This window comes from Mesorhizobium sp. ANAO-SY3R2 (assembly GCF_042466635.1).
In the GTDB taxonomy this organism is placed as follows: Bacteria; Pseudomonadota; Alphaproteobacteria; order Rhizobiales; family Rhizobiaceae; genus Aminobacter.
In genome coordinates this window covers 2,541,265-2,560,476 of the sequence record NZ_CP159955.1, presented here as the reverse complement: position 1 = coordinate 2,560,476, position 19,212 = coordinate 2,541,265, and the positions used below count along the sequence as shown (strand labels likewise).

Annotated in this window: 18 protein-coding genes and 2 tRNA genes; 11 read left to right on the top strand and 9 right to left on the bottom strand. The window is 62.4% G+C overall.

All coding sequences use genetic code 11. The features are described from left to right. Nucleotides 1-6: 6 nt before the first annotated feature. Together ABSY17_RS17350 and ABSY17_RS17345 are read right to left on the bottom strand one after the other, a co-directional pair. On the bottom strand, nt 7-285 hold the full coding sequence (locus ABSY17_RS17350; RefSeq protein ID WP_378943381.1) for a hypothetical protein: 279 nt from the start codon (nt 283-285) through the stop codon (nt 7-9). 209 nt (nt 286-494) lie between these two features. Continuing rightward, a tRNA-Pro gene (locus tag ABSY17_RS17345) sits at nt 495-571 on the bottom strand. Between the two features lie 190 nt (nt 572-761). On the opposite strand from ABSY17_RS17345, the gene ABSY17_RS17340 reads away from it, so the two are divergent. Both ABSY17_RS17340 and ABSY17_RS17335 read left to right on the top strand, forming a co-directional pair. Beyond that, the gene (locus ABSY17_RS17340; protein WP_378943379.1) at nt 762-1,067 is read left to right on the top strand and encodes an ETC complex I subunit; all 306 of its coding nucleotides are present in this window, start codon (nt 762-764) and stop codon (nt 1,065-1,067) included. A gap of 44 nt (nt 1,068-1,111) precedes the next feature. After that, a tRNA-Arg gene (locus tag ABSY17_RS17335) sits at nt 1,112-1,188 on the top strand. 65 nt (nt 1,189-1,253) lie between these two features. On the opposite strand, the gene ABSY17_RS17330 is transcribed toward ABSY17_RS17335, so the two are convergent. After that, nucleotides 1,254-2,429 carry a cystathionine beta-lyase gene (locus tag ABSY17_RS17330; protein WP_378943377.1) on the bottom strand — a complete coding sequence of 392 codons (1,176 nt, stop codon included), beginning with the start codon at nt 2,427-2,429 and terminating at the stop codon, nt 1,254-1,256. On the opposite strand from ABSY17_RS17330, the gene ABSY17_RS17325 reads away from it, so the two are divergent. From ABSY17_RS17325 to ABSY17_RS17300, 6 genes are all read left to right on the top strand, one after another. Then, nucleotides 2,428-3,303, top strand: coding sequence for a phosphatase PAP2 family protein (locus tag ABSY17_RS17325; protein ID WP_378943375.1), 876 nt, complete (start codon nt 2,428-2,430; stop codon nt 3,301-3,303). The two genes, ABSY17_RS17330 and ABSY17_RS17325, sit on opposite strands and share 2 nt — an antisense overlap. A 263-nt stretch (nt 3,304-3,566) precedes the next feature. After that, a complete protein-coding gene (locus ABSY17_RS17320; protein WP_378943373.1) occupies nt 3,567-4,595 on the top strand; it encodes an amino acid ABC transporter substrate-binding protein in 1,029 nt (342 codons plus the stop codon). 63 nt (nt 4,596-4,658) lie between these two features. After that, nucleotides 4,659-5,849: an amino acid ABC transporter permease gene (locus ABSY17_RS17315; RefSeq protein WP_378943371.1), complete on the top strand. Its 1,191-nt coding sequence runs from the start codon at nt 4,659-4,661 to the stop codon at nt 5,847-5,849. A gap of 9 nt (nt 5,850-5,858) precedes the next feature. Further along, nucleotides 5,859-7,016 carry an amino acid ABC transporter permease gene (locus ABSY17_RS17310; protein ID WP_378943369.1) on the top strand — a complete coding sequence of 386 codons (1,158 nt, stop codon included), beginning with the start codon at nt 5,859-5,861 and terminating at the stop codon, nt 7,014-7,016. 26 nt (nt 7,017-7,042) lie between these two features. Continuing rightward, a complete protein-coding gene (locus ABSY17_RS17305; protein WP_378943367.1) occupies nt 7,043-7,846 on the top strand; it encodes an amino acid ABC transporter ATP-binding protein in 804 nt (267 codons plus the stop codon). Between the two features lie 93 nt (nt 7,847-7,939). Next, on the top strand, nt 7,940-8,641 hold the full coding sequence (locus tag ABSY17_RS17300) for a TIGR02117 family protein (RefSeq protein WP_378943365.1): 702 nt from the start codon (nt 7,940-7,942) through the stop codon (nt 8,639-8,641). Here the strand turns inward: ABSY17_RS17300 and ABSY17_RS17295 are convergent. Together ABSY17_RS17295 and ABSY17_RS17290 are read right to left on the bottom strand one after the other, a co-directional pair. Then, the gene (locus ABSY17_RS17295) at nt 8,596-9,819 is read right to left on the bottom strand and encodes an FAD-dependent monooxygenase (protein WP_378943363.1); all 1,224 of its coding nucleotides are present in this window, start codon (nt 9,817-9,819) and stop codon (nt 8,596-8,598) included. The genes ABSY17_RS17300 and ABSY17_RS17295 overlap by 46 nt on opposite strands. Before the next feature lie 19 nt (nt 9,820-9,838). Beyond that, nucleotides 9,839-10,087 carry a zinc-finger domain-containing protein gene (locus tag ABSY17_RS17290; protein WP_378943361.1) on the bottom strand — a complete coding sequence of 83 codons (249 nt, stop codon included), beginning with the start codon at nt 10,085-10,087 and terminating at the stop codon, nt 9,839-9,841. Nucleotides 10,088-10,337: 250 nt separating this feature from the next. On the opposite strand from ABSY17_RS17290, the gene ABSY17_RS17285 reads away from it, so the two are divergent. Together ABSY17_RS17285 and ppx are read left to right on the top strand one after the other, a co-directional pair. Then, nucleotides 10,338-12,542 (top strand): RNA degradosome polyphosphate kinase, encoded by a 2,205-nt coding sequence (locus ABSY17_RS17285; protein WP_378943359.1) that lies wholly within the window; start codon nt 10,338-10,340, stop codon nt 12,540-12,542. Then, nucleotides 12,542-14,077: an exopolyphosphatase gene (ppx, locus tag ABSY17_RS17280; protein ID WP_378943357.1), complete on the top strand. Its 1,536-nt coding sequence runs from the start codon at nt 12,542-12,544 to the stop codon at nt 14,075-14,077. The genes ABSY17_RS17285 and ppx overlap by 1 nt, the downstream gene beginning before the upstream one ends. A 1-nt stretch (nt 14,078) precedes the next feature. On the opposite strand, the gene ABSY17_RS17275 is transcribed toward ppx, so the two are convergent. From ABSY17_RS17275 to fumC, 4 genes are all read right to left on the bottom strand, one after another. Next, nucleotides 14,079-14,474 carry a DoxX family protein gene (locus tag ABSY17_RS17275; RefSeq protein ID WP_378943355.1) on the bottom strand — a complete coding sequence of 132 codons (396 nt, stop codon included), beginning with the start codon at nt 14,472-14,474 and terminating at the stop codon, nt 14,079-14,081. A 237-nt stretch (nt 14,475-14,711) separates the two neighbouring features. Continuing rightward, a complete protein-coding gene (locus ABSY17_RS17270) occupies nt 14,712-15,203 on the bottom strand; it encodes a hypothetical protein (RefSeq protein ID WP_378943353.1) in 492 nt (163 codons plus the stop codon). A gap of 327 nt (nt 15,204-15,530) precedes the next feature. After that, a complete protein-coding gene (locus ABSY17_RS17265; protein ID WP_378943351.1) occupies nt 15,531-15,953 on the bottom strand; it encodes a DoxX family protein in 423 nt (140 codons plus the stop codon). Between the two features lie 116 nt (nt 15,954-16,069). Next, complete coding sequence (gene fumC, locus ABSY17_RS17260) at nt 16,070-17,467, bottom strand: class II fumarate hydratase (protein WP_378943349.1); 1,398 nt, start codon at nt 17,465-17,467, stop codon at nt 16,070-16,072. A 145-nt stretch (nt 17,468-17,612) separates the two neighbouring features. Here fumC and ABSY17_RS17255 point away from each other — a divergent pair, with 145 nt between their 5' ends. Continuing rightward, nucleotides 17,613-19,100 carry a patatin-like phospholipase family protein gene (locus ABSY17_RS17255; RefSeq protein ID WP_378943347.1) on the top strand — a complete coding sequence of 496 codons (1,488 nt, stop codon included), beginning with the start codon at nt 17,613-17,615 and terminating at the stop codon, nt 19,098-19,100. Nucleotides 19,101-19,212: the final 112 nt, after the last annotated feature.

The window sequence follows — 19,212 nt, the reverse complement described above, 5'->3', positions numbered from 1 at the left end:
CCCGGCTCAGGCCAATCGCGAATAGACGGCCTTCGCCGCAAGCAGCAGCGCAAGGATGGTCGCGTTCGAAAACAGGCCGACCAGGACTGCGGTGGCGGCGGGATGGCTGTCCGCCGGTCCCAGGCTGAACGGAATCAGAACGGCGACGAAGACGACGCCCAGCGCGATCGGAATCCACCGGTTCAGCGCTTGCGCGGTGTTTGCTGCGGTCAGAACCAGCGCGATCAGTAGTCCGATGCGGAACGGGTCGAGGAGTTGGGCGAGATAGATGTCGAGATACGGCAAGTTTGATCCTCCCTGCGCCAGATGCGCAGGCCGATTGCAAACTGTCGAGTAGGCAGTTGGTCTTAGAACGGCATAAGCGGCTGGCGACGAAGGAATCGCAGCAGATAGCTGTTCTTCAGTAACGCTGGGACAGCAGCAACTGGAAGCGGGCCTGTTCTGTCCGCCTCTTCTACCAACCTGATGGGTGATTGGGTCTACAAAGACTTGAATGGTCGGAGTGATAGGATTCGAACCTACGACCCCCTGATCCCAAATCAGGTGCGCTACCAGGCTGCGCTACACTCCGGACCGCTTTGAGAAGCCGTGCGTAGTGGCTTCCGCCCAACAAGGCAAGGGCAAAAAGAGCGAAATCGGAACTTCCCACTGCAAAGCTCCGATGCTGTCCGGACCCAGCCTTGCAGCGGCGGCGATTGCGCAGTAATGACGGGCGCATCGGGATGTCCGCACGTTCATGCGGATCGACGAAAGAGGTGAGCATGTCCGCGCGAATTTTCAGCCCTGCCAAGACCGCTATGCAGTCCGGCAAAGCCAAGACCGGACAGTGGGTGCTCGAATTCGACGCCGAGAAGCCGAAGAAGATCGACCCGCTGATGGGCTACACCACCTCCAGCGACATGAAGAGCCAGATCAGGCTGACCTTCGACACCCGCGAGGAGGCCATCGCTTTTGCCGAGAAGGAAGGCATCGCCTTCCGCGTGCAGGAGCCGAAGGAACCCAAGCGCCGGCAGATTTCCTACTCCGACAATTTCCGCTATGACCGCAAGATTCCCTGGACGCACTGACGATTCCAGGCCTGACCATGCCGGCCCGTCAAAGGCCGGCGAGCGGTCCCGTAGCTCAGCTGGATAGAGCACCGGCCTTCTAAGCCGATGGTCACAGGTTCGAATCCTGTCGGGATCGCCATTATTTTCAAAGACATAGCCGGCGCAGCAGTCTGCCTTGCCGCCGCAGTTCCTCGAAAATCCGGCCTATTCGGCGGCGTTGGCCGCCACCAGTCCGGCTGAAATGTCCGCCTTGAGATCTTCAACGTCTTCGAGGCCGATCTGCAGGCGGATGAGCGGTCCCTCGTAGGGGCCCTTGGCGATCTTGCGGTCGCCGAGGAAGACCGGCACCGCCAGACTTTCGAAGCCGCCCCAGGAAAAACCGAGCCCGAAGATTTCGAGTGCATCGAGGAAGGCATGCGCCTTCTGGGTGCCGCCACCGGCAAGCACCACCGTAAAGATGCCGCTCGAGCCGGAAAAATCGCGTTTCCACAGGGCATGGTCGGGATGGCTTTCGAGGGCAGGGTGCAGCACCCTGGCGACGCCCGCCTGGCCTTCGAGCCAGCGCGCGATCTCGAGCGCGCTCTTTTCGTGGTGGGCCAGCCGGACGCCCATCGTGCGCAGGCCGCGCAGGACCTGATAAACGTCGTCGGGACCGGCACAGCAGCCGAGCGTGTCGAACGCATCCTTCAGGCGTGGCCAGCAGGCGGCATTGGCCGAGACGGTGCCGCTCAGTACGTCGGAGTGGCCGGCGGGATATTTTGTCGCCGCATGGATCGAGATGTCGACGCCGAAGTCGAGCGCCTTGAAGAAAAGCGGCGTTGCCCAGGTGTTGTCCATCATGACGATCGCGCCGGCGGCATGAGCGGCTTTGACGATCGCCGGGATGTCCTGAACCTCGAAGGTGTTTGATGCGGGCGATTCCGTGAACACGACCTTGGTGTTGGGCTTGATCAGGGCAGCGATTCCGGCGCCGACATGCGGATCGTAATAGTCTACCTCGACGCCGAGGCGCTTGAGCATGGTGTCGGCAAAATGTCGCGTCGGCCCGTACACGGAATCGGTGATCAACACATGGTCGCCACACGACAGGAAACCGAGCAGGGGAACGGTGACGGCGGCGAGACCCGAGGGAACCGCGATCGTTCCGGCCGAGCCTTCGAGTTCATCGATCGCTTCGCACAATGCGTCGGTGGTCGGCGTTCCGTGGGTGCCGTAGGTGTATTTCTGGGCACGTGCTGCCATCGTTGCAGCGTTGGGGTACAGAACCGTCGACGCATGCACCACGGGCGGATTGACAAAGCCGTGAAACCCGTGTGGATCGTGCCCCGAATGCGCAAGCCGCGTGTTGACGCCCTTTATCCGACTGTTGCCACTTGTCATGAAAACGCACCCTTTCAGCGAAGACGCCAGCCATAGTGTGGCGCCTGAACCGGCGCAACCGGCGAGGTTGCACGTTCGGCTGGGCCAGATCTGGCCCGCGGGCCACTTCGGCCGCCTTGGCGAAACGATTGCGTTTACCTGGCGCCGCATGTGGCGTGCACCGGTAGGCCAGCCTGAGCCGGTATGGTCGCGTCAGCTGGTGTTGCTGGCGCTGGCCGGCTTGGTCGCGGTGGTTCTGTTGTTGCCATTCGATGCGACGGTGATGGATTTCATCCTCTCCAACCGCAATCAGCTGATGCGCTGGCTTGCGTCGCTCAGCCAGACGGGCAAATCGGAGTGGTATCTCGTTCCCGCGCTGCTGCTTTATCTGGTCGCGGCAACGGCGGATTGGCGCAATGCCGGCCATCGTGTCAGGGCGCGGCTGGTGGTGCTGTTCGGGCAGGCGTCCTTCCTGTTCAGTTCGGTCGCAATCACCGGGATCGCCGTGAATCTGGTCAAGATCGTCGTCGGCCGGGCACGGCCGTCGATGTTCGGCGAGCTTGGGGCCTACCATTTCGACCCGTTCGTGGTGAGCAAGTATTTCTCGAGCTTTCCGTCAGGGCATTCGACGACGCTCGGCACCGTGGCTGCGGTGCTGATGATCTGGTTCCCGCGTCAATGGCTGCCGATCGGCGTTGTTTTCCTGACGCTGTCGTCGTTCCGCGTTCCCGCCGCCGCGCACTATCCGTCCGACGTCGTGGGCGGGTTCATGTTCGGCCTCGTGCTGACGATCGCCATGGCGCGTTTCCTGGCCGCCCGGCGTGTGGCTTTCCGTCCGCGCAAGGGCAAGCTGTTGCCGGCGGCGACTGGCATCGGCCGCAAAAAGCAGCCCTGAATTCAGGTTTTAGGCAGTCGTCTGCCCGCTCTGGCGGCAATCACTGCACAAGCTCTTGCGTGCATTTGTCCATGGGCAATGCAGCGGGTCATTATTACTTGACCTCATTGGATTTTTCCCCTTCGATGCGATTGTGGACCGGACTGCAGCAAATGCGCGCCGGAGAGGGTGCGCAATCCGGAAATGGGCCGGATAGGGGATGCTGAGTTCACATTTCAAAAAGCAGGCATAAGCCTGTAAAAACAGAAAAGGGTTCGTGGGTCATGAAATACATCATTTCGGGCATTCTGGGGGCTGCCGCGCTCGGTGCCATGGCGACCGCGGCTTCGGCCGGCACGCTTGACGACGTCAAGGCCAAGGGCTTCCTGCAATGTGGCGTGAGCACCGGTCTGGCGGGCTTCTCGGCGCCGAACGACAAGGGCGACTATACGGGTCTCGACGCTGATTTCTGCCGGGCGGTCGCCGCAGCGGTCTTCGGCGACGGCACCAAGGTCAAGTTCACGCCGCTCTCCGCCAAGGAGCGCTTTACGGCGCTTCAGTCTGGCGAAATCGACCTTCTGTCGCGCAACACCACCTGGACCATCAACCGCGACACCGCGCTCGGCCTGAACTTCGCCGGCGTCACCTACTATGACGGCCAGGGTTTCATGATCAACGCCAAGAAGCTGCCGGGCGTGAATTCCGCGCTGCAGCTTTCGGGTGCCGCCGTGTGCGTGCAGACAGGCACGACGACCGAACTCAACCTCGCCGACTACTTCAAGGCGAACAAGATGGAGTACAATCCGGTCGTCTTCGAAAAGCTGGAAGAGGTCAACGCCGCCTATGACGCCGGCCGTTGCGACGTCTACACCACCGACCAGTCGGGCCTGTACGGCATCCGCCTGACGCTCAGCTCGCCCGACGATCACGTGGTGCTGCCCGAGATCATCTCCAAGGAGCCGCTCGGGCCGACCGTGCGCCAGGGCGACGACCAGTGGTTCCACATCGTCCGCTGGGTCTATTTCGCGCTGCTGACCGCCGAGGAACTCGGCATCACCCAGGCCAATATCGAGGAGATGAAGGCGTCGGGCAATCCCGAGGTCAAGCGTGTGCTCGGCACCGAGGCCGACACCAAGATCGGCACCGACCTTGGCCTCACCAACGACTGGGTGGTCAACATCGTCAAGGCCGTCGGCAACTACGGCGAGCTGTTTGAACGCAATGTCGGCCAGGGCAGCCCGCTCAAGATCGCCCGCGGCATCAATGCGCTATGGACCAAGGGTGGCTTGCAGTACGCACCGCCGATCCGCTGATCCGAAGTCTACCCGGGAGGTGGGATCCTCCGCCTCCCGGTCACTCTTCAAGAGGGACTTCCGATGGCTACGCAGGACATTCCCCGAGACGTAGGGGGCGGCCGCGCGTCGCTGATCTATGATCCGAAGGTACGCGGCATCTTCTTCCAGGTTCTGGTCGTTGTGGCGCTGGTCGCCTTTGTCTACTGGATCGTCGGCAATACGGTCGAAAATCTGAAGCGCGCCAACATCGCTTCGGGTTTCGCTTTTCTCAATGGGCGCGCCGGCTTCGACCTCAGTGATTCACTGATCGCCTTCAATTCCGACTCCACCTACAAGCGGGCACTGCTGGTCGGCCTCATCAACACGGTTGTGGTGGCGGCGGCGGGCATCGTGACGGCTTCGGTTCTCGGCTTTCTCGTCGGCATCGGACGGCTCTCCCACAATTGGCTGATCCGCAAGATTTGCACTGTTTACGTCGAGGTATTCCGCAACATTCCGCCGCTGCTGGTGATCTTCTTTTGGTATTTCGGCGTTCTTTCGGTGCTGCCGCTGCCCAAGGAGAGCATAGAGCTGCCGTTCGGCTCATATCTCAACAGCCGCGGGTTCTATTTTCCAAAGGCCGTCTGGGGCGAGGGGGGGCTGCTGGTCCTGCTGGCGTTCGTCCTTGGCGTCGGCATGTCCATTTTCGTCGCCCGGCGCGCCAGGCAAAGGCAGATGGCGACCGGCCAGACCTTTCCTGTTCTGTGGACGTCACTCGCGCTGGTCGTCGGCCTGCCGCTGCTGGCCTTCATCGCCACCGGATTCCCGCTGAGCTTCGATTTCCCGCAGAAGTCGACCTTCAACCTGACCGGCGGCGTGCAGATCAAGCCCGAGTTCCTGTCGCTTTACCTGGCGTTGTCGTTCTACACCGCTGCGTTCATCGCAGAGATCGTCCGCGCCGGCATCAAGGGCGTGAACAAGGGACAAAGCGAGGCTGCTGCGGCCCTCGGGCTCCGCTCCGGCCCCACGCTTCGGCTGGTGGTGGTGCCGCAGGCGCTGCGCATCGTCATTCCGCCGCTGACCAGCCAGTATCTCAACCTGACCAAGAACTCGTCGCTGGCGATCGCGATCGGATATCCGGATCTGGTGGCGGTGGGCGGGACCGTACTCAACCAGACCGGCCAGGCAATCGAGATCGTCGTGATCTGGATGGTTGTTTATCTCGGCCTCAGCCTCATGACCTCGGCCTTCATGAACTGGTTCAACGCCAAGATGGCGCTGGTGGAAAGGTAGGAGGCGGGCATGTTGCAGAACGAGGTGAGTTACGTCCGCACCGAAATGGCCCTGCCGCAGCCGGCGCCGGCCAAGGAGCGTGGGCCGGTGGCCTGGGCGCGGAAGAACCTCTTCGCCAATCCCTTCGATTCGGTGCTCACCATCCTTGGCATGGTGATCGTGGCGCTCACATTGCCACCGCTGGTGGACTGGGCTTTGGTTCAGGCGCAATGGACCGGGACCGATCGCACCTTCTGCGCGACAGTGGCGCAAGGGGGCATCCAGCCCGATGGCTGGTCCGGCGCCTGCTGGGCCTTTGTCAGGGCAAAGTTCGGCCAGTTCATGTTCGGCCGCTATCCGGAAGAAGAGCGTTGGCGGGTCATGCTGGCGGCGGCGCTGTTCGTGGCACTGCTTCTGCCGATGATGATCCCGCGCGTGCCGCGCAAGGGGCTGAATGCGATCCTGCTGTTTCTGGTGTTGCCGGTGGTCGCCTACATCCTGCTTGTCGGCAACATGTTCGGCCTGACGCATGTCGAGACCCCGCTGTGGGGCGGGCTGCTGGTGACGCTGACGCTGTCCTTCGTCGGCATCGTAGTGTCGTTGCCGCTTGGCATCATGCTGGCGCTGGGCCGTCGCTCGAAGATGCCCGTGGTCAAAATGCTGTGCGTGATCTTCATCGAGACCGTGCGCGGCGTGCCGCTGATCACCGTGCTGTTCATGGCGAGCGTCATGCTGCCGCTGTTCCTGCCGGCGGGCATCACCTTCGACAAGTTCCTGCGCGCGCTGATCGGTGTTTCGCTGTTCGCCTCGGCCTATATGGCGGAGGTGGTGCGCGGTGGCCTGCAGGCCATCCCCAAGGGCCAGTACGAGGGAGCCGATTCACTCGGCCTCAGCTATTGGCAGAAGATGGGGCTGATCATACTGCCGCAGGCGCTCAGACTGGTCATCCCCGGCATCGTCAATACCTTCATCGGCATGTTCAAGGACACCAGCCTGGTCTACATCATTTCGATGTTCGACCTGCTCGGCGTGGTACGCCAGAACTTCTCGGATGCTGCCTGGGCGTCGCCACAGACGCCGGCGTCGGGGCTTGTTTTTGCGGCTCTGGTATTCTGGATGTTCTGTTTTGGTATGTCGCGCTATTCTATCTATATGGAACACCGGCTCGACACAGGGCATAAGCGCTAAGGGAAGAGAAAAAGGGGATTCGGCCGATGGCCACCGAAAACGCAGTCAGCGCAGAAGAGATCAAGGTCGACCGGGCGAAGATGCATATCTCCGACACCGATGTGGCAATCGACATCGTCGGGATGCACAAATGGTATGGCGAGTTCAATGTCCTTAAGGACATCAACCTGCGCGTCATGCGTGGTGAGCGCATCGTCATCTGCGGCCCGTCGGGTTCGGGCAAGTCGACCATGATCCGTTGCATCAACCGTCTGGAGGAACACCAGAAGGGCAAGATCATCGTCGATGGAAAGGAACTGACCAACGATCTCAAGAAGATCGACGAGGTTCGCCGCGAAGTCGGCATGGTGTTCCAGCACTTCAACCTGTTTCCGCATCTGACGATCCTGGAGAACTGCACGCTGGCGCCGATCTGGGTGCGCAAGACGCCGAAGAAGCAGGCGGAGGAGCAGGCGATGCACTTCCTGCGCCGGGTCAAGATTCCCGAGCAGGCCAACAAATATCCGGGGCAACTGTCGGGCGGCCAGCAGCAGCGCGTGGCGATCGCGCGCTCGCTGTGCATGAACCCGCGCATCATGCTGTTCGACGAGCCGACTTCGGCACTCGATCCCGAGATGATCAAGGAAGTGCTCGAGACCATGGTGGGCCTCGCCGAAGAGGGTATGACCATGCTGTGCGTGACGCACGAGATGGGCTTTGCCCGCAAGGTCGCCAACCGGGTGATCTTCATGGACCAGGGCCAGATCGTCGAGGAGAACACGCCGGCCGAGTTCTTCGACCATCCGCGCCACGAGCGCACCAAGCTGTTCCTCAGCCAGATCCTGCACTAGGGGCAACGGCGGGGCGATACATGAGGGCCCGGCTGCGTCACAGCCGGGCTACCTCTTGGTGAACCGAGTACTTTGAACAGGGGCATTTGGCCGTTGAAAAGGGCGCTTCGCCTCACCAGCCTTGCCGTGCTGCTCGTCCTGGCGGCAGTCGTGCTGGGGGCGCTGGTGCCGCGGCCGTTGTCCGGCGGCGGGCAGGTGGACGTCGCCCCGCGTCATGTCCTAGTCATCAGCAACCCGATTCACACCAATATCGCCGTGCCGATCGAGGCATCCGTGCTCGCCAGGTTTGGCTTCCTGATTGAAGAGGGCTTCCTCGCCAGTTGGCCCGAGGCGCGCTATCTCGTTTTCGGCTGGGGGAGCCGGGCGTTCTATCTCGCCACTCCGACATGGTCGGAACTGCGACCCGGGCCGCTCCTTGCGGCACTGACGCTCGACCAGTCGGCCATGCATGTCGATACGGCCGGCGACATCGCACTGCCGCATCCGGCGGTCTCGCGCTTCGATGTCGGAGAAGCGGAGTTCGCGGCACTGCTCGATTTCATTGCAGCAAGCTTCGAGCGCGATGGAGCGGCTGTTCGGCGGATAGCAGGTGCGCGCTACGGATCCAACGACGCATTTTTTGAGGCCAATGGCTATTTCACTGCGCTGGCCGGCTGCAACACCTGGGCCGCCGCTGCCCTTCGCGAGGCCGGCTTGACGACCGGCTGGTGGAACCCGCTGCCGCTGACGCTGAATTGGTCGCTTGGCCTTTACAACCGCTCTTCGTCGGTCCAACCGGGCGGCATCCAGCCATAGAGCCAGTCAAGGTCGGCAGCCAGGCTGTTTGGCGATTTCAGCTTCAGGAACATGTTGCGCGCCAGTGCCACTGGGCCCGTCGCGTGCCAGGCAAGGTGGTTGAGCGCTCCGCGACGCGCCACCCGCGCGACACGCTGCTTGCGCACCGCTTCCCATTCAGCAAGCGCCTTGGGCCGGTCGGATGCGGCGGCAACGGCGTTCGCCAGCGTCCAGGCATCCTCGATCGCCATCGCTGCACCCTGTGCGGCGAAGGGCGTCATGGCATGGGCCGCGTCGCCGATCAGAGCGATGCTTCCATCGCGTGTCCATGGATGGCTTGCATCAGCGGTGTGCAGCGGCCAGACGGTCCAGGGCGCGGCTTCATCGACGATACGCAAGAGTTCGGGCGCGGTGCCGGCCATGGCGTGGCGCAGGGCGCCGGCGTCGGTCGTGCCCGACCACTGCTCGGCGATGGCTACACCAGGCGTGAAGGCGACGAGATTGATGGCCGCGCCTGCTCGGACAGGGTAGGCGACAAGGTGGAAGCCGGAATGAAGAAAGGTGGTCACCACCGTCGGCGAACAAAGGGCGACAAAATGCCGTCCAATGTCGCTGTCGGAGGATATCGTCGTGCGCCAGGCGAGTTCGCCGGTAAAGCGGCTCTTGCCATCAGGGCCGACCAAGTGCCGGCTGTTCGACCAGACGCCGTCGGCGGCGACGAACAGCATGCCCTCGACCTCGGATGTGAAGCCGGCCTGCTCGACTGACACCGCAACTCCGTCCGGCTGCACTTCGGCGTCGATGACCGTTGCGCCGAGCGTGATCTCGATCAGGGCGCTTTCGCGCGCTCGCCTGAGCAGGGCGTTTTGCAGGTCGGCGCGATGAGCGACGAGATAGGGCGCCTTCCAGCGCTGATCGGCGGCAGCGCCGAGCGGCACGCGCGCGCGCTCGTTGAGCGTTGCTGCATCGCGAAGCACGACTGCCTCCGGCTGCACGGCCGAAGGGCGGACGATGTCGAGCACGCCGAGGCGGTCGAGGATTCGGGTGGCGTTGGGCGAGAGCTGGAGGCCGGCGCCGACCTCTTCGAGCACCGGCGAGCGGTCGTAGACACGAACCCTGAATCCGAGATCAGAAAAAGCAATCGCTGCCGTCAGGCCGGCGATGCCGGCCCCCGACACGACAATCTGCTGCGATTGCATGACCTACGGATTGGTGGGTTCAGGCCGCGCGGTCGGCGACGTAGAGGCAGCCCTGCGGCTGTGTCTCGGTGGCCTTGAGGTCCGATGAATAGCGATAGAGCGTCGAGCAGTAGGGGCAGACCTTCTCGGAGTCCGCGCCCATGTCGAGGTACACATGCGGATGGTCGAAGGGCGGGTTGGCGCCCACGCACATGAATTCCTTCACGCCGATCTCGATCACGGCATGTCCAGCGTCGTTCTGGAAGTGGGGAATGGAGCCACCGGCCATGGAGTTTTCCCTTCGAGAAACCTTGCGCATGACCCCGAAAACCGGTTCCGATTTTCCTAAAGATCACACGCACCATCAAAATGCCACAGCATCCCTGGCGCACACAACGGGCGCGCTGCGCTGTAATTGGAGCGTTTGTATCATAAGCGGCGGGTTTGCAAGATGCTGAAATGAAACTGTCGCAATTGCCTGTCACAGGATAAGCTGAGCCGGATAAGCGGCGGAACGCGGCAATGGGGAAAGAATGCCTTTGAATCAGTTGAAGCCGGTCCATACCGATTTCGTCAATGACAAGTCGCCGACGGACGCCGCCGACGGCAACCCCGATCGCTTCGTCAATCGCGAATTCTCCTGGCTGCAGTTCAACCGGCGTGTGCTGGAGCAATCGCAGAATCCTAACCACCCGCTGCTCGAACGTGTCCGTTTCCTGTCGATCTCGGCGGGCAATCTCGACGAGTTCTTCATGGTGCGCGTCGCCGGCCTGGCCGGCCAGGTGCGCGAGGGCATCACCATCCGCAGCCCCGACGGGCGCACCCCGCAACAGCAGCTCGAACAGTTGCTGCTCGAAGTCGAGCGGCTGCAGGAGGATCAGCAGAAAAGCCTGGCCAGCCTGATGCAGTTGCTCAAGCTCGAGGGCATCGAGAGCATTGCTGCGGCCGATCTCGCCAAGGACGAACGGAAGTGGCTGGAAGACCACTTCATGGAGCAGATATTTCCGGTGCTGACGCCGCTGTCGATCGACCCGGCGCATCCGTTCCCCTTCATTCCCAATCTCGGCTTCTCGATCGCGCTGCAACTCCGCCACCGCAAGAACGGCGAGGAGATGACGGCCCTGCTGCGCCTGCCGGTGGCGCTCAAGCGCTATATCCGGCTGCCGGACCGCAAGCGCGCAGTGCGCTTCATCCCGATCGAAGAGACGGTCAACCTGTTCATCGGAAAGCTGTTCCCCGGCTATGAGGTCAAGGGATCGGGCACGTTCCAGATCATCCGCGACAGCGATATCGAGGTCGAAGAAGAGTCCGAGGATCTGGTGCGCCTGTTCGAGACTGCTCTCAAGCGCCGGCGGCGCGGATCGGTGATCCGTATCGAGTTCGACAGCCAGATGCCGCCGGAATTGCGCGAATTCGTCGCCGCAGAGCTGGGTGTTTCAGCCAACCGCGTCAGCGTGCTGAGCGGGCCGCTGGCCATCAACCAGATTTCGGAGATCGTGGCGGTTCCGCGCGACGACCTGAAGTTCCCGCTGTTCAACCCGCGTTTCCCCGAGCGTATCCGCGACCATCGCGGCGATTGCTTCGCAGCGATCCGGGAAAAGGACTTCATCGTCCACCACCCGTACGAATCCTTCGATGTGGTGGTGCAGTTCGTGCGCCAGGCGGCGTTGGATCCCGAGGTGGTGGCGATCAAGCAGACGCTGTACCGCACCTCGAACGACAGCCCGATCGTGCGCGCGCTGATCGATGCGGCCGAAGCCGGCAAGTCGGTGACCGCACTGGTCGAGCTCAAGGCGCGTTTCGACGAGGAGGCCAACATTCGCTGGGCGCGCGATCTGGAGCGGGCCGGCGTGCAGGTCGTGTTCGGGTTCCTCGAGCTCAAGACTCACGCCAAGATGTCGCTGGTGGTGCGGCGCGAGGACGGCCGTCTGCGCAACTACGTGCATCTCGGCACCGGCAACTACCACCCGATCACCGCGCGCATCTATACCGACCTGTCGTTCTTCACCACCGATTCGGCGATTGCCCGCGACGTGGCGCAGATCTTCAATTTCATCACCGGCTATGCCGAGCCGGCCGAGGAGATGTCCATCGCGCTGTCGCCCTATACGCTGCGCAGCCGCATCCTCCAGCACATCAGTGACGAGGTGGAGCATGCGCGCGCCGGCCGGCCGGCGCAGATCTGGATGAAGATGAACTCGCTCGTCGATCCCATGATCATCGACGCGCTCTATGACGCCAGTCGCGCCGGCGTGGAGATCGACCTGGTGGTGCGCGGTATCTGCTGCCTCAGGCCGCAGGTGCCGGGCCTGTCGGAGAACATCCGCGTCAAGTCGATCGTTGGCCGCTTCCTCGAACACAGCCGCATCTATTGTTTCGGCAATGGCCACGGCCTGCCGTCGGACGAGGCGATCGTCTATATCAGTTCGGCGGATTTGATGCCGCGCAATCTCGACCGCCGCGTCGAATGCATGGTGCCCATCACCAATCCGACTGTTCATGAGCAGGTTCTGGGGCAGGTCATGCTCGGAAACATCATGGACAACCAGCAAAGTTTCGAAGTATTGGCGGACGGTACCTCGCGGCGGGTGACGCTGGACGAGGGCGAAGAGCCATTCAACGCGCAGGAATATTTCATGACCAATCCGAGCCTCTCCGGACGGGGTGACGCGCTGAAATCTCATGCGCCCAAGCGCATCGCGCAGTTCAAGCGCCGCAAGAAGGCTGAGGCAGCGGCCAGCTGATGGCTGAGCTCTCGCAGGGGCGGCTCAAGGACCGCCGCCCGCTGTCGATCATCGATATCGGCTCGAACTCCATCCGTCTCGTCGTCTATGAAGGATTGGCGCGTTCGCCGACCCTGCTGTTCAACGAAAAGATGCTCGCCGGCCTCGGTCGCGGTATCGTTTCGACCGGAAAGCTCGATCCGGAGGGCGTAGCGCGGGCAGTGGACGAATTCAGGCGTTTTCGTGCGCTTTCCGAACAGGCGGGCGCCGAGAAGATGTATGTCCTGGCAACCGCTGCCGCCCGAGAAGCGGTCAACGGCCCGGATTTCATCCACCGCGCCGAGGCCATTCTCGGTACCGAGATTCGCGTGTTGAGCGGCCGCGAGGAAGCCTATTTCTCGGCGCTCGGCGTCATTTCGGGTTTTCATCCGGCTGATGGTATCGCTGGCGACTTGGGCGGCGGCAGTCTCGAACTGGTCGACGTCAAGGGCGAGGACATCGGCGATGGCATCACGCTGCCGCTTGGTGGTCTGCGGCTGCAGGACATGGCCAAGGGCTCGCCGGTGCAAGCGGCCAAGATCGCCCGCACGGAGCTTGCGCGCGCAAAACTCCTCAATGGCGGGCAGGGCAGGATCTTCTACGCGGTGGGCGGCACCTGGCGAAATCTTGCCCGACTGCACATGACCGCCACCAACTATCCGCTCGAGGTCATGCATCACTACGAGCTCGATCCGACAAGCCTGCTGCCGTTCCTCAGGCAAGTGGCCCGTGGCGAAGTCGAAAAGCTCAAGGGCATCGAGGGCGTGTCGAAGAACCGCCGCTCGCTGTTGCCCTATGGTGCGGTGGTGCTGCAGGAGATCATCTCCGCCATGCAGCCATCGAAGATCGTGGTTTCCGCGCTCGGTGTGCGCGAAGGATTTCTCTATTCTCTGCTGGAGGAAGACGAGCGCCGTTCAGATCCGCTGATCTCGGCGGCGGAAGAACTGGCGCTGCTGCGGGCGCGCTCGGTGCGTCATGCGCATGAGCTGACCGAGTGGACGCGCAGGTCCTTCGAGGCCTTCGGCATCGACGAGACCGAGGAGGAGTCGCGCTATCGCCACGCCGCCTGCCTGCTTGCCGACATCGGGTGGCGGGCGCATCCCGAATATCGCGGGCGGCAATCGCTGAACATCATCGCCCATGCGTCGTTCATCGGCGTCGACCATCCTGGCCGGGCCTTCCTGGCGCTGGCAAACCTGTTCCGGCACGACGGCGTGTTCAACGACAGTTTCGCGCCGGAACTGAAGGAACTGGCGACGCCGCGCTATCTCGAACGGGCGCGCATCCTTGGTGCGATGATGCGCGTGGTCTACCTGCTGTCGGCCGCGATGCCCGGCGTCATGCCCAAGCTGCGCTGGGAGGATTGGGACGGTGGCATATTGGCGCTGGTCATCCCGGCCGAGTTCAGCCAGCTCTATGGCGAACGTCCCGCAGGTCGCCTGGCGCAGCTTGCCAAGGTTACTGGACGCAAGCTGGTGCTTGCCGTCGAGGACGGCCCGAGCACCGCTGTGAAATAGATCAGGCTCGGTCGACAGAAAACGCGCCCGGCCCGGCGGCGGAGAGCGCCAGAAGTCCGCCGGCGATTGCGATGTCCTTCATCAGCGCCTGTGCGTGCATCGTCACCAGCACCGGATCCGTGCCGCCATGCCCGTAGTGGCCGATGAATCCTGCGGCGAACGAAAATGCACCGAGCAGAATTGCGACGGGCCTCGTCTGGAACCCGAGGAGCACGGACGCACCCCCGACGAACTCAAGCAGCCCGACGCCCCAGGCAACCAGAATCGGGAGCGGAAAGCCGAGACCGCCGAAATAGGTCGTCGTGCTTGCGATGTTGGAGAGCGTGTGGATGCCCGATGGTACGAAAAGCACGGCAATCAGGATACGTGCGGCCAGAAGCAAAAGGTTCCTGAACATCGACATCACCTCCGCAGTCTTCGCAAGGATGCGCTTGCGGCGGGAAAAAGTCACTTGCGCGGTTCATCTCGAATTCGCGGTGAAAACGTCCCGCAACCTTTCGGCAACGGGGTTCGTCCCTACCTTTGAGGTGCCCGAAGTACTTGGTTGCGTTCGTACGCAAATAGCCCCGCCACCTTTCGGGCAGCGGGGCGATTGGTTGGTTGAATGTGAAGCCGCCGTACCTATCCGAGGCGACTAATATCCAGGATAGCAGGATCCGTAGTAGTTGGAGTAATAGGGTGGGCAATAAGAATACCACGGATCTCCCTCGCCGTTGTTAAAGAGGAAGTTGTTGTTGCGGAAATGACGATGGTGGAAATGACCATGGTGGAAATCACCGTTGTGGAAGTGACCATTGTGGAAGTGACTGCCATGATCAAAGTGATTGCCGTGGAAACCATGGCCGCCCATGCCTTGGCCGCCGCCTCCACTCGGAAACATGATGCCGCCGTGGTGGCCGCCGCCCATGCCGCCGTGGCCGCCTCCGCCCATGCCGCCGCCGCCGTGACCGCCGCCGCCGCGGACGAGTTGCAGGCCGCCGCCTAGATCACCATGCCAGGCACTTCCGATGGTCGGGGCAATGTCGGAAATGGAACGAGGAATGCTGCCGGCAAAAGCAGGCGCGCCGTAGAGCGCTCCAATGCTCAGCAATCCCGAGCATGCGAGTACGGAGAGATAGCGTCTCATTTGTCTTCTCCAGGGGAAAATGTCCGTGGAGCTCAAGGCCTGCGATGATCGTCAGTGAGATGAACCTCTTTGCGATGATCGCGGGGGGTGGGCCTCTATCGGATCTCCTGAATAAACGCTCGGCAACGAAAGATATTCCCAACCGCTGCTCGCTCGGAGATGAGGCGGGAGGGCGTGCGCGGCACCAAGCCGGGCGCCAACGCCGTCCCTGCTAGGCTGGTGTGGCGGGGGCTTTGAACGATTCGCGAGGACGAGTGGTGGGTTGTTTGTGCCAAAACAGCAAAGCCCGGGACGAGCCCGGGCTTTGCTTGGGAGGTCTTTCCCGATTTAACGGCGGCCGTCGACCGACAGCGCGCCTGCGCCGAAGGCGGCGAGCACGAACAGGCCGCCGGCAATAGCCAGGTTCTTCTGCAGGAACATCACCTGGATCTGGTCGGCGAAGTCGAGATGGGCGATGGCAGTCGCAGCCAGGGTGAAGACAGCCAGCACCAGTGCGGCGATCCGGGCCTGGAAGCCGACGAGGATTGCAAGACCGCCAAGCAGTTCGACCAGGCCGACGACGACCGTCGTTGCGGTGGGCATCGGCAGGCCGAGGCTTGCGAACCAGCCGGCAGTGCCGCCAATCGCAGTCAGCTTGGCATAGCCGGCGAGAATGAAGATCACCGACAGGAGGACGCGGCCGAGAAGAACCAGGGCCGGGCCGCCGGCGCCGAGGCCGGCCTTTTCGGAAGCGATGGAAGCGTTGGACATTTGGGTGGGGCTCCGTGAAAAACGATGCCCCACAATTAGCCTATCGCGACTGTTCACCAAAGATACGAAACAGTCGACACATCGTTCACAGTCGGAACGATTCAACCCTATTCCGATCAACCGGGACGGGTCATGTCTTCCGGACGAACGATCCGGTCATAGTCCTCGGCGCTGACGAGACCGGTGGCGAGTGCCTCCTCGCGCAGGGTCGTGCCGTTCTTGTGCGCGGTCTTGGCGATCTTGGCGGCGTTGTCGTAGCCGATGGTCGGCGCAAGGGCGGTCACCAGCATCAGCGAACGGTCGAGCGCTGCCTTGATGTTGTCCTCGCGCGCCTCGATGCCTACCACGCAATTGTCGGTGAAAGAGACCGCCGCATCGGCCATCAGTTGCACCGACTGCAGGAAGTTGTAGGCCATGACCGGGTTGTAGACGTTGAGCTCGAAATGGCCCTGGCTGCCGGCGAAGGTCAGTGCAGCGTTGTTGCCGAACACCTGGACGCAGACCTGGGTCAGAGCCTCGCACTGGGTCGGGTTGACCTTGCCCGGCATGATCGATGAGCCCGGCTCGTTTTCAGGCAGAGCCAGTTCGCCGAGGCCGGAACGCGGGCCCGAGCCAAGGAAGCGGATGTCGTTGGCGATTTTGAACAGGGCTGCCGCCGCCGCGTTGATGGCGCCGTGCGAAAAGACCATCGAATCGTGGGCTGCCAGCGCCTCGAACTTGTTCGGCGCGGTGACGAATGGCAGGCCGGTGATGGCGGCGATCTGCTCGGCAACCTTCTCGGCAAAGCCGATCGGGGCGTTGAGGCCGGTGCCGACCGCAGTGCCGCCCTGGGCCAGTTCGCACAGGCCCGGCAGCGTCAGTTCGATACGCTTGATCGACGAGGCGACCTGTGCGGCATAGCCACCGAATTCCTGGCCGAGCGTGAGTGGCGTCGCATCCTGGGTGTGGGTGCGGCCGATCTTGATGATGTGGTCGAATTCCTTGGCCTTGGCGTCGAGCGCGGCATGCAGGTGCTTCAGCGCCGGCAAGAGGTCATGGACGATGCGCTCGGCGCAGGCGATGTGCATGGCCGTCGGATAGGTGTCATTCGACGACTGGCTCATGTTGACGTGGTCGTTGGGATGGACCGGCTTCTTCGAGCCCATCTCGCCGCCCAGCATCTCGATGGCGCGGTTGGAGATCACCTCGTTGGCGTTCATGTTGGACTGGGTGCCCGAGCCGGTCTGCCAGACGACCAGCGGGAAGTGGTCGTTGAGCTTGCCCTCGATCACTTCCTGCGCAGCTTCGACCACGGCCTTGCCGACCTTGGGGTCGAGGCGGCCGAGCGCCATGTTGGCTTCGGCTGCGGCGCGCTTGACGATGCCCAGTGCCCGGACGACCGACAGCGGCTGCTTTTCCCAGCCGATCTTGAAGTTGCCGAGCGAGCGCTGCGCCTGGGCACCCCAGTAGCGGTCGGAAGCAACTTCGATCGGTCCGAAGGTGTCGGTCTCGGTTCTGGTCTTTTGGGCTGTCACGATCGCGTCTCCGAAAAATCTCGTTGCGGGCATCGGCCTATCGCGTTGCACACAAGGCATCAAGGGGAGATTGGCGTCGTACCAAATCCTAATCGGTTCAAACCTCCATGCGGAGGTTGGGCAACATGTTTTGTCAAATTGCCGCTTGCTGGCAATGCGGTTAACTTGCCAGCTCAAAGCACATGTTCGGGGGGATGGCGTGCGAACTTTGACAACTGGCTTCGCGCTTGCTTGCGCCGTGGTGTCCGTCAGTTGTGTCAGTGGCGATGTCGGCCCGATCAACGAGCTGGTTTCGACAGTCGGCCGCGACTCCGAGGAGTTCATACCTGAAGCATCGGATGATGGCTCGACCGTTGTTGGCCTGGCTTTTTCAGGTGGTGGAACCAGGACTGCGGCTTTTTCCTATGGCGTGTTGCGCGAGCTCGATGAGATTGTCATCGACACGCAGCCGGAACGCCGGACGCTGCTTGACGACATCAGGATGATCTCGGGTGCCTCCGGCGGTGCCGTCACCGCGACCTATTTCGGCTACAAGGGCAAGGACGGCTACCACGATCTACGCGAGCGCTTCCTCGTCAAAGATGCCGAGGCCTATCTGCGCAAGCGCTTCTCGCCGATCAATCTGGCCCGTGCCTACAATGGCGGCGTCAATGACCGTCGCGGATTTCCGCGCTGGCTCGACGAGAACCTGTTCGACGGGGCGACGTTTGCCTCTCTTGATCGCTCCGATGCGCCGGTGGTGTGGATAAATGCCTCCGACATCTTCAACCGGACGCCGTTCCTTTTCACCTACGATACCTTCGCCGCCCTGTGCAGTGACCTCGACAAGGTGCGGCTGTCCGATGCCGTCGCGGCGTCTGCGGCGGTGCCGGTGGCGTTTTCCCCGCTTGTGGTTTCTGCGGCAGAACCAAATTGCAACTACACCCGGCCCAAATGGCTGGCCAATGCACTCGAAGCGCCCGAGGCTTCGATGCGTTTGCGATCTTATGCACGTGCCCTCGAAGGCTATCAGAAGACCGATGATCTCGACTACGTGAAGCTCCTCGATGGAGGCCTGACCGACAATATCGGCGTCACCGGTTTCACCATCGAGCGGCTTTCGGCCCAGACGCCCTATGGTCCGCTCTCGCCTGCCGGCGCGGTGAAGCTGCGCAAGTTCATATTCGTGGTGGCGGATGCGGGACAGTCAACTACCCCTGATTGGGGCGAGACCGTCGGCGGCCCCAAGGTCGCGACCTTGCTGAATGCGGTCACCGGCACGACGATTTCCGCGCTGGTCCGCAACGAGTTCGACGCGCTCAAGCTGGCCATGGACAACTGGAAGGGGGAACTGGTCCGCTATCGCTGCGGGCTATCACTGGGCGAGGTCCGGAAGCTTCGCGGCAGCCTGGCTGGCTGGAACTGCCGGGATGTGGAACTGGTGATCGAACTCGTGTCGTTCCACGATGTAGACGCCAACATGCGTGCCAGGCTCAACTATGTTCCGACACGGCTGAAGTTGCCGGTTGCCGAAGTCGATCTGACCATCGAGGCCGGCAGGTTGGCGCTGCGCAACAATCGCAACCTTGCTAAGGCTGTGGCCGAAATCCAGCGCTACGCCGGGGTTTCCGGCCAGCTGGCCGCAGCCGACTAGCCCTAGAATCAGAACGCCCCCCGCATTTGGAATGCTGAGGGGCGTCCTACGCGTCCTTCGGTTTTCCTTCAGGATATCTCCATCCGGACGTGCCTTGGACGCTTACACAACG

Excerpts from the sequence above, each read along its gene's own strand:
- ABSY17_RS17340 (WP_378943379.1), top strand. The coding sequence starts at position 762 with ATGTCCGCGCGAATTTTCAGCCCTGCCAAGACCGCTATGCAGTCCGGC.
- ABSY17_RS17325 (WP_378943375.1), top strand. The coding sequence starts at position 2,428 with ATGAAAACGCACCCTTTCAGCGAAGACGCCAGCCATAGTGTGGCGCCT.
- ABSY17_RS17330 (WP_378943377.1), bottom strand. The coding sequence starts at position 2,429 with ATGACAAGTGGCAACAGTCGGATAAAGGGCGTCAACACGCGGCTTGCG.
- ABSY17_RS17320 (WP_378943373.1), top strand. The coding sequence starts at position 3,567 with ATGAAATACATCATTTCGGGCATTCTGGGGGCTGCCGCGCTCGGTGCC.
- ABSY17_RS17315 (WP_378943371.1), top strand. The coding sequence starts at position 4,659 with ATGGCTACGCAGGACATTCCCCGAGACGTAGGGGGCGGCCGCGCGTCG.
- ABSY17_RS17310 (WP_378943369.1), top strand. The coding sequence starts at position 5,859 with ATGTTGCAGAACGAGGTGAGTTACGTCCGCACCGAAATGGCCCTGCCG.
- ABSY17_RS17305 (WP_378943367.1), top strand. The coding sequence starts at position 7,043 with ATGGCCACCGAAAACGCAGTCAGCGCAGAAGAGATCAAGGTCGACCGG.
- ABSY17_RS17295 (WP_378943363.1), bottom strand. The coding sequence starts at position 9,819 with ATGCAATCGCAGCAGATTGTCGTGTCGGGGGCCGGCATCGCCGGCCTG.
- ABSY17_RS17290 (WP_378943361.1), bottom strand. The coding sequence starts at position 10,087 with ATGGCCGGTGGCTCCATTCCCCACTTCCAGAACGACGCTGGACATGCC.
- ppx (WP_378943357.1), top strand. The coding sequence starts at position 12,542 with ATGGCTGAGCTCTCGCAGGGGCGGCTCAAGGACCGCCGCCCGCTGTCG.
- ABSY17_RS17275 (WP_378943355.1), bottom strand. The coding sequence starts at position 14,474 with ATGTTCAGGAACCTTTTGCTTCTGGCCGCACGTATCCTGATTGCCGTG.
- ABSY17_RS17270 (WP_378943353.1), bottom strand. The coding sequence starts at position 15,203 with ATGAGACGCTATCTCTCCGTACTCGCATGCTCGGGATTGCTGAGCATT.
- ABSY17_RS17265 (WP_378943351.1), bottom strand. The coding sequence starts at position 15,953 with ATGTCCAACGCTTCCATCGCTTCCGAAAAGGCCGGCCTCGGCGCCGGC.